The following is a 12,028-nucleotide window of genomic DNA, read 5'->3' on the forward strand; positions in this document are numbered from 1 at the left end:
TTTTGCCTCCTAAAATAGACCAATTAATGAGCCAAGAATTCCGACAATTGCCATGCCACCTAAAATCGCTAAAGGTTTTACTTCTTTTTTCAATAAATAAAAAACAAAACCAAAAGATGCAAGCGGTAATAATTTAGGCATGATATCGTCAAAGATACTTTGAACCGTGACTGCATTTTTGCCACTTCCGCTGATTGTAATCGGGATAGTTAAATCAATCATGGAGGCGGTCATAGCACCTACCACCATCAAGCCAATTATTGAAGCGCCTAATGTGAGACTTTCCATCATGCCATTTGCTTGAATTTTTTTGAGAAAACCAGTTCCTAATTTGTAGCCCCAACGATTCAGTAAATAACGAACAATCACATGAGGAACGTTAAAAATGAGTAAAAATAGAATTGGCCCTAACACATTCCCTTGTAAAGCTAACGAAGTTCCAACACCTGTTGCAATCAAGCGTAAGGTTCCCCAGAAAAAGGAATCACCTAAACCAGCTAAAGGTCCCATTAACGAGGTTTTAATACTATCGATTGTTCCAACTTCAAAATTTTCGTCCAGAACATTTTCTTCTTCCATTGCAGCATTAATTCCTAAAATAAACGTCACGATATGCGGCGTAGTATTAAAGAAAGCAAGATGCCGTTTTAAAGCTGCCGCCATCTCTTCTTTTTGAGGATATAATTTCTTTAAAATAGGGATCATGGCATAGACATAAGCCATATTCATCTGACGTTCATAATTCCATGAAAATTCCATTTGAAATGAACGCCAAAAGACTTGATTAAGTTCTTTTTTTGTAATTAAGTTTTCTGTCTTAGTTTTAGAAGTCTTCGTCATCATCAATTACCTCCCCACTTGTTGTTTGTATTGTTTCATTCTTTCCTTTGGCATAATTCATGATATTCACAACAATTACTGCTGTAATGGCACCCAAAATTGCTACTCCTGTTACAGGTAACTTAAAGTAAGCCATTAAGACAAAGCCTAAAAAGAAATATGGCGCCACTTGTTTGTTAATCAGTAAGCGTGCAAGCATCGCAAATCCTAGCGCTGGAATAATCCCCGTTGCAACAGACAACCCATGTTGAATAAATTCAGGGATCAGATCAAGTAAGCCTTTAATGGTGTTGCTGCCCACGGCAAATGAAATAGTTACAATGAGCGCTAGCATGAACGATAAGCCAAAGCCTGCAAGTAAATGCATGCGCTCCACCCCTTTATATGCTCCTTCTTCAGCATACTGATCAGCTTTTTGACTCATGATTGGGATGAGCAAACCCAAATAAATATTTTTAAGAATCAACGTTAACGTTGCGATTGGCAAGCCTAAGACTAAGGCTGTTTCTGTTCCTGCGCCAGCAGTAATAGCAAACGCTGTACCAAGAATCCCACCAGTCACTACATCAGGTGGGATTGATGCGCCCACTGAAAAAGAACCGATGAAAGCTAACTCTAAGGTCGCACCCATGATTACGCCCGTTTTGACATCACCTAATACAATTCCGACAAATAAACCGGTTACAATTGGTCTTGAAAGCAACGAGGTTCCTAAAGCATATTCCGACTGCGCAATAAAAGCGATGCAACCTAAAAGAATCGCTTGTCCTATCATTTGTATTTCTCCTTTCTACAAGACATTTAATGCTGCTACTTTTTTGTCATTTGGGACTTGTCGAATTTCAACTTCACAACCATTTGCGACCAATTCTTTAACCATTTTTTCTTCATCCGGCGTAATATTAATTGCTTTAGAAATGTTTCGAGTATTTTCCCTTACTTTCATCCCTCCTAAGTTAATTTCTTTTATTTCTGGATAAGCAGTAGCCAATCGATAAGCATCTTCCACACTCTCAACTACAATAAAAAGTTTGTATTTTTCTGTAACACCACTTTTTAGTGCGGCAATCGCATCTTCAATCGTTTTAATGACCAGTTTTACTCCTGCTGGCTTAGCTAGCTTAATGGTTGTTTTTCGAATATCATTTTTAGGTACGTCATCATTTGCGATTAAAATACAATCGGCGCCTAAGCCTTGGGTCCATGAAAAAGCCACTTGACCATGTAACAAGCGATGATCGACTCTTAACAATTTAATCATTTCATTTCCTCCTAAAATTCTTCTTCTAAAATTTCTTTACTAGATAACTCGTTACAATAACAAAGACTTTCTTGTCCGTTTTCAACGGCACGTTTTACTAAATCAACTAATGAATCAACAGTATTTATTTGGGTATATATTTCAATTAACGTTGCTAAATTTAATCCTGAAATTAAATGCATTGCTTGTTTCCCCACATAATTAAAGAATTCGTTATTCACGCTTCCGCCAAATAGGTCTGTAATCACAATTAATTCATTTTGTTGATTGTTCTTTAAAATGTCTTTGACCGTCTTGGCTAAATCATAAGGTTGTTCCATATAAGCGCAAAGACATTCCACATTCTTTGTTTCACCACAAATTAAAGCTAATGATGTCTGAATCCCTGCAGCGAAATTACCATGTGTTGCCAGAATAATTTTACGTTCCATTTTCTTCACCTCACTTACTTCTTTATATAGCAAAAAGAGTGCCAAAAAAGTGGCACTCCCTCCTTTTTATTTTAAAAATCGCTTTCTGCGTTGTTAAACTCCGTTTTTCCAAACAACACATCATAGACATAAAAAAGCTCCGATTCAGGTATATTGACACTATAAACTTTTTCAATGACACTAAACGCCTCTTTTAACTCTTGCAAGACCGTTCTTTGACACTGCTTTAATTGTTCGGCGCCATTATAATTTTCAATAGGTTCATTCCGGATTAATCGTTCAATTAAACAACTGACATGGACATATACCGCCAATTTACGATCATTTTGAATCGTTTGTTGCCACCGCTCTTCTAATTGAATTAAAAAGACTTCTACTTGTCGAATAATTTTTTCTGTATCTAAAATCGTCACTGATTGAATGACCCGATCTAATGAAAAGTTACGAATCAACTCATGATTTACATAGGACAGCATATCTTTAGTTAATTCTCTCTTTGTCCATTCTAAAAGGGTCGTAATTCCTTTTCCTGCAATCAACTCTTCTAAAGAGATATACGGGAGGTCATTTGAAGACGGGTTGTTTGTACCGATGATGCCGACAATCTCATATTCTGGGAAACTTTCTTTGATCGATTCTGCATTACGTAATTGATTATATTCACAAGGAATAATCTTTAATTGTGCTTCTGCAGGTAAACTTTTTTCAAGTAAATCTCTAATTTTAACGGCTGTACCAATTCCGGTACTACACGTTGTTAAAATGACACGTTCCGTTTTATTTTCAGGTAATATGATTTCCCATTCATTTGGATGAACCGTTAACGCTTTTTGGGGCAATTCTTCAAAAGAAACTTCGTCTTTAATGGCTTCTCCTATAGACAGAGCCAAGCTTGTTGTCACATTATTCATTAATAAAAAAGGACCTTCTTCTTCTGCCGGAAAATACTGATAAATTTCTTTCAATGAACCCATATCAAAAAGAATTACTAAACCATTCCTCGTTTCTTGACGTTCCATATAGTGAATTAAGTGTTCGGAAATTTTTTTGGGAGTAACATCTAACGGCATGTCAAACGATTGAAAAATTGGCAAATTTAACAGCCGATTTGCAACATTCGCAATACTACTTGCTGTGGCATATCCGTGGGCAACAATCACCGCTTTCGGATAGTGACTTTCCTTTACTGAACCCGAATAGTGAAGATAAATGGTGACAATAATTCGATCCATCTGGGATAGTTCAATATCTAATGAACGTTTCACTAAAGTTAACAGTTGTTCAGCGTAGCCATAACTAGTTGCTAATTTAGTTTGAACTTCTGTTAAAAGTTCGTCAATGACTGTTGTAGGTTCTTTTTCTGGAAACCAATCAATACATCTTCGTTGAAACAGATAGGTGCTTAATGCATAGACTAAACTGCCATTAAACCGAATTTGATAAGACGATTCAATCGTTTCCAATAATTGACGGATATTTTGCGTAATAAACAATAGCATTTCGTGATTTTTCTCTCGCTTCTTTTCAAATAATAAATCATCGAATAAGCGTTCAATTTCTTTCGAGATGTCGTTATTGGCAGTGGAAAGATGATGATGGTGAGAGACATAAAGACGAAGGATTCGTTCATAACTCTGGATAATTCTTCTTTGCGCAAGCTCTGTTTCCTCTAACAAACTAACCAGATTTGTTTGCTCATCTAAACGAATAGGCAATTCATTTTCATCAGGAGCTAGTCTGATCGATTGATCCAGAAATTCTTTCGGTAGATCGTGCAAAGTGATTGGAATAACACGTTTATCAAGATTGGCGGCAAAGCTGCGTGCAGTAATAATTTTTATATTATTTCTTAATTCACCTACATTGCCTACATAATGGTGATTTTCTAAAAGTTGGATAACTTGTGGCGTGATAGTAACTGCTTTTTGAATAGCTTGCTGTTCCTCATAAAATGCTCGCATAATTAATTGTTTTCTTTCCGCTTGAGTGCGTTCAGCAAGACTTGGGATTTTAATTTGAATAGGAATTCGTCTTAAAAATGTCGTTAAAAAGGTGCTAGAAATTTCTTCAGTTGTGGCAAAGCACAACCGACACGTAACAGGAATGGGCCGATTGGTTTCACCCATCCGATAAATGATACCCTGATCTAAAAATGTAAACAACTTTTCCTGCCCTTCAGGACTCAAACGATGAACTTCATCTAAAAATAAAACGCCCCCTTCTGCACTTTGAAAGGCTCCAATTTTATCGGAATCTGCTCCCGTAAAAGCGCCTTTAAGATGCCCAAATAATTGACTAGTTAAAAGCTCTGGATTGTTGGCATATTGCGCACAATTAACTGTCACAAAAGGTGCTGAATCGTCAAGTAGTTCTTTTGAAAGACAAAACTGATAATATAAGGATGCTAAAAAACTTTTACCCGTACCACTTTCACCTGTAATTAAGACAGGCAATCCACCGCCAGGATAAAGCGCTGCCATTTTTAATTGTTCGATGGTCTGAGCTAAACTACCGCGATAACCAATGACCGACTGAAAAAAATCACTTTTGCGATCAAAAGCAGGCTGTTCATCGATCATTTCTTGGAAACTTTGATAAACAGTTCTTTTTAAAAGATAGTTTTGTTGTTGAAACGCTTCTTTATGAAAAAAGTAAACCGGTCGTGTATTGATCTTAACTAGAATTCCTTCTTCGTTTAACTGATTTAAATAGTGACTAGCTGTATTTCGTTTGATAGAAAATGTCGTTGCAATATTGCTTGCTGTGAAAATTTCACTGACTAAAGATGGTTCAAAAAAAGCTGTTTGATTGCGTAAATAATCAACAATTTGCGTTTTTAACATAAAATCACCTCTCGTTTATCATAACGTACCTAAAAAAAACGTCAATATTCAAAATTTCTTTTGTTATTTTTCTTTATATAAGGAGCCCATTTTTTATGTTATTTAATCACAGGAACCTGATTCTATCATTGCAGAATAGGCTTTCATTCAGTATACTGTAAATAGAGGAACAAGAAACGAATTGGATAATTAGGCACTGAAAGAACGCACCACCGTTCTGAATGTTTCGAAACACACAACAGGTTATCGAAATGGCCATTGGAGAAAAATTCCTTTTTCTCCGAGGTTAGCGATTGTGACATGTTGCAATCGTTTTTTGTCCTTAAAATGTTGAGAAAAAGAAAAAAGGCACTTTGCATGTCAGCACCACCTGACAAACAAAGCCCTTCATAGACAGCACAACCTATCTATTCCAGTTGCCTTTTTTGCTAGTTACACTAGCTAATTTTAGTGTACCCGATTTTCAGTGAAATTACTAGCATCTTTAAAATTTTTACTGAAACGATCAGCCTGTGCAATGAACTAGTTTTCTTCAGCGGCGGCAACCGCTGAGAAGCTTTTTCTCAAATTTTAAGTGAATAATGTATCATAAACTTTTTTGGCATATCCATCCGTCATATTACATACAAAGTCCACCGCCATTTTCAAACGATAATAGTCTTTTTCTGCTTCTGTAGCGTTCTTTGCTTCTCTTCTATACAACGCTTTCGCGCTTTCCGAAATATTATTAAAGATTCGCTCCTCATACTTATTCATGGAAACTTTTTCATATTTCAGTACGACTGGAACAAATTCATCTAGTAAACGATTGATGATATTGAAGCCCAATACCTCTTGATCCAAAATTGTTTTTGTTTGAAAAACATAGACTCTAGAAAAGTTTTTTAATGCCTGAAAGCATTTCACTTCATCACAATCTTCAATGATAATTTCATTATGATAGATACCTCTCATAATTAAGTCATAATGATTAGCAAAATTTTTCGCTACGCTTTGACAAACAGCTCTTTGTGTCTTTCTCAAAAATTCTTGTAAGGTAGCTTCTTCTGTTTTATCTTTTTCTAACATTAAAAATTTTTTTGTTCCTGTTTGCGCATCAACAAACTGCTTTAAATCTTGATAGCTGTATAAACCATAATTATAGGCATCTTCGATATCTGAAAAAGTATAGGCGATATCATCTGAAGCTTCTAACAAAAAGACTAATGGGTGTCGCTTATTTTGTGTTCCTGTCGCAAATTTAATGGCGTTAAACACTTGTTTTTCCGAGTAAAAATAGCCAACTTTTTTAGACAAAAGCTGTTGCTTATTTAATTGATCTGAAGATGCCGTATATTTGATAACTGTATCTAATGTCGTGGCTGTTAGTTTCATTCCTGCTTTAGAAGTCCCATTATCATGATGCAGTTTTGTTAAAAGTCGGATGGTTTGAGCGTTTCCTTCAAAGTTAAGAAAATCATTTTGTTGTTGCTCCGAAAAATCAGACCAACAAGCATACAAAGGACCATTTTTTTCAAACCAAATACGAATGGCTTCTTCCCCAAAATGTCCAAAAGGGGGATTGCCGATATCATGGATTAATGCAGCTGTTTCTAACAACCGATAGCATTCTGATAATTCCATAACCTCAATGTTTCGTTCGTTCAACTGTGAAATAACTAATCTAAGTATATCCCTGCTATGCATTGCCACTTCTAAGCTATGTGTTAAACGTGTTCTTACAAAATCATTACGTTCTAAAGGAAAAACTTGTGTTTTATCTTGTAAGCGTCTAAATGCATCACTTTTAATTACTCTACGATAGTCACTATCAAAAGATTTACGAAGTTCTGTGGCTAAATCAACTTGCTTATTTAACCAGTCATTTTGATATTGTTTACCATTATCAGAAATACGATATGTACCAACCAACTGACGCCAATTCATTTTCATTTATTACCTCCTCCAATTACTCTACCTTCTCTAAATAAGAGACGTAAATATTTTTACATTTACCAATATCACTGAATTCCCGATTGTTATACGCCTTATCCTTTTTCAATTTAAACCGCACTTTTTCGCCTTCTTGAAAAGTTCCCCACGTAAGAAAAAAGAATAGCCAATGGCTTTCATCCTCTGATAGCGTGTCTAAACCTAAACTTTTAGGCTCAATTAAGCTAGGTAATTTAAAACAGTCATAGACCCCTTTTGCTGTGCCATACACAGGACGATGAGTGCTAAGAATCGTTTCAAAATATCCCTTTTCATCAGGTTTTAAATAACTTGCTTGCCGAATCAGTTGTGTCAGTTTATTTTGGAATGGCTGAATATTTTTCTCAACGTTTAATTCAAAATCTGGCTCAGCTTGTACATCTGTGTCATGAGATAACTTTTTTAATAAGCAGTTTATTTCATTAGTACTTGTCTTATCATTAAACGCAATCGCCAAACGCTCACTACTAATAACACCTTTCATATCTTTCATAGAAAAATTATTTAACGCAATTGGATAGTGTTTATCTGATAGCATCCAAGAAGCACCCATTTCGTTTAAGCATGGAATACTCCGATAATAATGATCAGATAAAAAATACAGCATGACAGGTTGATTGGTTAGCTCCCTTTTAATCGTGTCAAAAATTAATTCTCCTGGCTGTACACCTGTTTCAATAGTGGAACTATAAAAAATATCCTGTGTTCGAAACCCAAACTTTTTCAATAATTGGATAAACGCATCCACATATTCTTGATCCTTTGAACTATGACTAATAAAAATCTTTTTCCCGTTGCTCACTACTCAACATCCTCCAAGTTAAATTTGTGTTTTCATTTTTTTGTGAAATTCTATACTATTTCTTTAAGCGTACAGCGTTATCTGAAACCAGTCAATACTAAAATTATAAAATAACAATTATTTTGTTTTATTAATTTTTTATATAATGTTGTTTTGTTAATGTTTTGTTATTTTTAAACAAGTGATTATAGAGCGATGTACGGTTGAAGTTATTTCTAATCTATTTTTTTCAATATTTTTATAAATATAAAAAAACACGCCTTTCTTTGCAGAAAGGCGTGTTTTTACGTCCGAGTATAAGGAGAATTGGTTCATTAACCAATTGTCCCTTTAAGCGTTATTCATTAAATGAATTATTTGTTTTTTAAGTTGTAGAAAGATTTTAAGCCTTTGTATTCAGCTACATCGCCTAATTGATCTTCAATACGTAATAATTGGTTGTATTTAGCAATACGGTCAGTACGGCTTAATGAACCAGTTTTGATTTGGCCAGCGTTTGTTGCAACAGCGATATCAGAGATTGTTGAATCTTCTGTTTCACCAGAACGGTGAGATACAACTGCAGTGTAGCCAGCTTCTTTAGCCATTTCGATTGCTTCAAATGTTTCAGTTAAAGTACCGATTTGGTTAACTTTGATTAGGATTGAGTTAGCGATACCTTTTTCGATACCTTCAGCTAATTTAGTTGTGTTTGTTACGAATAAATCGTCACCAACTAATTGAACTTTGTCGCCTAATACTTCAGTTAATTTTTTGAATCCGTCCCAGTCGTTTTCGTCTAAGCCGTCTTCGATTGAAATGATTGGGTATTTAGAAACTAATTCTTCGTAGAACGCGATCATTTCTTCAGTTGTTTTTTCGCCTTCGCCTGAGTCAGCTAAAACGTAAACGCCTTTTTCTTTGTCGTAGAATTCTGAAGAAGCAGCATCCATAGCAAGAACAACGTCTTTACCAGGAACATAGCCAGCTTTTTCGATAGCTTCGATGATTACTTCGAAACCTTCTTCGTTTGAACCTAAGTTAGGAGCGAAACCACCTTCGTCACCTACTGAAGTAGCTAAGCCGCGACCTTTTAAGATTGAAGCTAATGCGTGGAATACTTCTGCACCCATACGTAAAGCTTCTTTGAATGTAGGCGCACCTACAGGCATGATCATGAATTCTTGGAAGTCAATACTATTGTCAGCATGTGATCCACCGTTGATGATGTTCATCATTGGAGTTGGTAATACTTTTGTATTGAATCCGCCTAAGTAGTGATATAAAGGCACTTCTAGGTAATCAGCAGCAGCACGAGCTACGGCGATAGACACACCAAGAATAGCGTTAGCACCTAATTTACCTTTGTTAGGAGTTCCATCTAAATCGATCATTGCTTTATCGATAGCCATTTGATCGCGTACATCGTAACCGATGATTGCTTCAGCAATGATGTTGTTTACGTTATCTACAGCTTTAGTAACACCTTTACCTAAGTAACGAGCTTTGTCGCCATCACGTAATTCAACTGCTTCGTATTCACCAGTTGAAGCTCCTGAAGGAACCATTCCACGGCCGAAAGCTCCGCTTTCAGTGTAAACTTCTACTTCGATTGTTGGGTTACCGCGTGAGTCTAAGACTTCGCGTGCGTAAATATCAGTAATAATTGACATGTTTTGTCTCTCCTTTGAGTTTGTATTTATACTAAGGGGATTCCCTCATGTATGATTGTAGTTAATTCTCGCAAACTATGCAAACATTTTTTTGCAAAAGTCATTGAGAAAACGTTACCGTTAGTGATTTCTTATTTTACAGCATCTAATAAAGCTAGGAATGAATCTGCTTCTAAGCTTGCGCCGCCGACTAAAGCACCGTCAACGTTTTCTTTTGCCATATATTCAGCGATGTTTTCTGGTTTAACAGAACCACCGTATTGAATACGAACAGCTTCAGAAACTTCTTTGCCGTATAATTTTTCAACTGTTGAACGAACAACACCACAGATTTCATCTGCAATATTAGCATCTGCAGATTTACCAGTTCCGATTGCCCAGATTGGTTCGTAAGCGATAACCATTGAAGCAACTTGTTCGTTTGATAAACCAACTAAGCCCTTAGTGATTTGACCTTCGATCCATTCCGCTGTTTTACCAGCTTCATACGTTTCTAAAGTTTCACCACAACAGAAGATTGGTGTCATACCATTTGCAAAGATTGCTTTGGCTTTTTTATTGATATCTTCATCTGTTTCGTGGAAATATTCGCGACGTTCAGAGTGTCCGATAATCACATAGTTCACACCTAAATCTGCAATTGCAGCTGGTGAGTTTTCACCAGTGAAGGCACCAGCGTTTTCCCAGTAGCAGTTTTGTGCAGCTAATTTCACTTCAGAATCTTTTAGGTTCCAAGCTAAAGGAGCTAAGAATAATGCTGGAGATCCAATCACAGCGTCAACAACGTCGTTTGATGGAACAGCATTTTTTACTGCTTCTGCAAAGCTTTGTGCTTCGCTTAAAGTTTTGTTCATTTTCCAGTTACCAGCGATAATTGGTTTGCGCATGAAAAGCACATCCTTTTCTTTTTTTAAAAATATTGTCTTTTAAACTGATTATTTATCGTTAATAGAAGCTAAACCTGGTAAAGTTTTGCCTTCTAATAATTCTAAACTTGCTCCGCCACCTGTTGAGATGTGAGAGAATTTGTTTTCGTAGCCTAATTGAATTGCTGCAGCAGCAGAGTCCCCGCCACCGATGATTGTTGTTGCGTCTTCTAAATTAGCAATCGCTTCACAAACACCAATTGTTCCTTTGGCAAAGTTACTCATTTCAAATACGCCCATTGGTCCATTCCAAACAACTGTTTTCGCACCTTGTAATTCGTTAGCGAATAATTCAATTGTTTTTTCACCAATATCCAAGCCTTCTTCATCATCTGGGATTTCAGTTGAAGGAACCGTGTGGAAAGGAGCGTCATTGCTGAACTCTTTAGAGACAACTGTATCAACCGGTAAAACTAATTTGTCGCCAGCTTTTTCCATTAAGCTTTTCGCTAAGTCCACTTTATCTTCTTCAAGTAAAGATAAACCAACACTATAGCCTTGTGCTTTCATGAATGTGTAAGCCATACCGCCACCGATTAAAATTTTATCGGCTTTTTCAATTAGGTTTTCAATGACAGCGATTTTGTCAGAAACTTTAGCGCCACCCAAGATTGCTACGAATGGACGTTTTGGATTTTCAACAGCTTCGCCGATGAATTTAATTTCTTTTTCCATTAAGAAACCAGCAACTGTTGGGATACCAGTTGAAGCAATTCCAACGTTTGAGGCATGTGCACGGTGTGCAGTACCAAAAGCATCATTGACAAATACATCGCCTAAAGAAGCCCAGTATTTACCCAATTCAGCGTCATTGCCGCTTTCTTTTTTGCCGTCAACATCTTCAAAACGAGTGTTTTCAAATACTAAAACGTCGCCGTCTTTCATATTGTTAACAGCGTCTTCTAATTCTTTACCACGTGTTTCTGGAACAAAAGTAACTGGTTGACCTAGTAATTCGCTTAAACGTTCAGCCACTGGTTTTAATGATTTGCCAGCTTTGTCTTCTTCTGTTTTTACACGACCTAAATGAGAGAAAAGAATTGCTTTTCCGCCATTTTCAATCACGTATTTGATTGTTGGTAAAGCCGCTACGATACGATTATCGTTTGTGATCACGCCATCTTTTAACGGAACGTTAAAGTCAACACGGACAAGGACTTTTTTGTCTTTTAAATCTACATCTTTAATTGTCTTTTTAGCCATGAGTAGACCTCCTGTATTGTCAATTTTAGGATTTTTCTTTTTTAAAAAAAGAAAGCGGAGAAGCGCGTTGCTTCCCCGCTTATTATTTCACAATTGTTC

The 12,028-nt window shown here is 36.3% G+C and carries 11 protein-coding genes; all 11 read right to left on the reverse strand.

The features are described 5' to 3' along the window. Window positions 1–9 precede the first annotated feature (9 nt). Complete coding sequence (locus IGK82_RS08220; RefSeq protein WP_002384383.1) at window positions 10–843, reverse strand: PTS system mannose/fructose/sorbose family transporter subunit IID; 834 nt, start codon at window positions 841–843, stop codon at window positions 10–12. Then, entirely contained in the window at window positions 824–1,615 is a 792-nt protein-coding gene (locus IGK82_RS08225) for a PTS mannose/fructose/sorbose/N-acetylgalactosamine transporter subunit IIC (protein ID WP_002357107.1), read from the reverse strand. Before IGK82_RS08225 ends, IGK82_RS08220 begins: the two co-directional genes overlap by 20 nt. Before the next feature lie 15 nt (window positions 1,616–1,630). Continuing rightward, a complete protein-coding gene (locus IGK82_RS08230) occupies window positions 1,631–2,101 on the reverse strand; it encodes a PTS sugar transporter subunit IIB (RefSeq protein ID WP_002357106.1) in 471 nt (156 codons plus the stop codon). Window positions 2,102–2,112: 11 nt separating this feature from the next. Continuing rightward, entirely contained in the window at window positions 2,113–2,532 is a 420-nt protein-coding gene (locus IGK82_RS08235) for a PTS sugar transporter subunit IIA (protein WP_002389037.1), read from the reverse strand. A gap of 71 nt (window positions 2,533–2,603) precedes the next feature. Further along, on the reverse strand, window positions 2,604–5,375 hold the full coding sequence (locus IGK82_RS08240; protein ID WP_002365821.1) for a sigma 54-interacting transcriptional regulator: 2,772 nt from the start codon (window positions 5,373–5,375) through the stop codon (window positions 2,604–2,606). A 143-nt stretch (window positions 5,376–5,518) separates the two neighbouring features. Further along, a complete protein-coding gene (locus tag IGK82_RS08245; RefSeq protein ID WP_002357102.1) occupies window positions 5,519–5,734 on the reverse strand; it encodes a hypothetical protein in 216 nt (71 codons plus the stop codon). A gap of 211 nt (window positions 5,735–5,945) precedes the next feature. Further along, the gene (locus IGK82_RS08250; protein WP_002357101.1) at window positions 5,946–7,307 is read right to left on the reverse strand and encodes a deoxyguanosinetriphosphate triphosphohydrolase; all 1,362 of its coding nucleotides are present in this window, start codon (window positions 7,305–7,307) and stop codon (window positions 5,946–5,948) included. A 16-nt stretch (window positions 7,308–7,323) separates the two neighbouring features. Beyond that, window positions 7,324–8,148 (reverse strand): toll/interleukin-1 receptor domain-containing protein, encoded by an 825-nt coding sequence (locus IGK82_RS08255; protein WP_016622351.1) that lies wholly within the window; start codon window positions 8,146–8,148, stop codon window positions 7,324–7,326. Window positions 8,149–8,501: 353 nt separating this feature from the next. Continuing rightward, a complete protein-coding gene (eno, locus tag IGK82_RS08260; RefSeq protein ID WP_002357098.1) occupies window positions 8,502–9,800 on the reverse strand; it encodes a phosphopyruvate hydratase in 1,299 nt (432 codons plus the stop codon). 131 nt (window positions 9,801–9,931) lie between these two features. Beyond that, window positions 9,932–10,687 (reverse strand): triose-phosphate isomerase, encoded by a 756-nt coding sequence (gene tpiA / locus IGK82_RS08265; protein ID WP_016622350.1) that lies wholly within the window; start codon window positions 10,685–10,687, stop codon window positions 9,932–9,934. Window positions 10,688–10,735: 48 nt separating this feature from the next. Further along, on the reverse strand, window positions 10,736–11,929 hold the full coding sequence (locus tag IGK82_RS08270) for a phosphoglycerate kinase (protein WP_002357094.1): 1,194 nt from the start codon (window positions 11,927–11,929) through the stop codon (window positions 10,736–10,738). Window positions 11,930–12,028 lie beyond the last annotated feature (99 nt).

The sequence above is a fragment of the Enterococcus sp. AZ197 genome, from assembly GCF_050556405.1.
GTDB lineage: Bacteria > Bacillota > Bacilli > Lactobacillales > Enterococcaceae > Enterococcus > Enterococcus faecalis.

What these genes read in the sequence shown, in the direction of transcription:
- IGK82_RS08240 (WP_002365821.1), bottom strand. Translation starts at nt 5,375, where the DNA reads ATGTTAAAAACGCAAATTGTTGATTATTTACGCAATCAAACAGCTTTT.
- IGK82_RS08270 (WP_002357094.1), bottom strand. Translation starts at nt 11,929, where the DNA reads ATGGCTAAAAAGACAATTAAAGATGTAGATTTAAAAGACAAAAAAGTC.
- IGK82_RS08220 (WP_002384383.1), bottom strand. Translation starts at nt 843, where the DNA reads ATGATGACGAAGACTTCTAAAACTAAGACAGAAAACTTAATTACAAAA.
- IGK82_RS08235 (WP_002389037.1), bottom strand. Translation starts at nt 2,532, where the DNA reads ATGGAACGTAAAATTATTCTGGCAACACATGGTAATTTCGCTGCAGGG.
- tpiA (WP_016622350.1), bottom strand. Translation starts at nt 10,687, where the DNA reads ATGCGCAAACCAATTATCGCTGGTAACTGGAAAATGAACAAAACTTTA.
- IGK82_RS08225 (WP_002357107.1), bottom strand. Translation starts at nt 1,615, where the DNA reads ATGATAGGACAAGCGATTCTTTTAGGTTGCATCGCTTTTATTGCGCAG.
- IGK82_RS08245 (WP_002357102.1), bottom strand. Translation starts at nt 5,734, where the DNA reads ATGCAAAGTGCCTTTTTTCTTTTTCTCAACATTTTAAGGACAAAAAAC.
- eno (WP_002357098.1), bottom strand. Translation starts at nt 9,800, where the DNA reads ATGTCAATTATTACTGATATTTACGCACGCGAAGTCTTAGACTCACGC.
- IGK82_RS08230 (WP_002357106.1), bottom strand. Translation starts at nt 2,101, where the DNA reads ATGATTAAATTGTTAAGAGTCGATCATCGCTTGTTACATGGTCAAGTG.
- IGK82_RS08250 (WP_002357101.1), bottom strand. Translation starts at nt 7,307, where the DNA reads ATGAAAATGAATTGGCGTCAGTTGGTTGGTACATATCGTATTTCTGAT.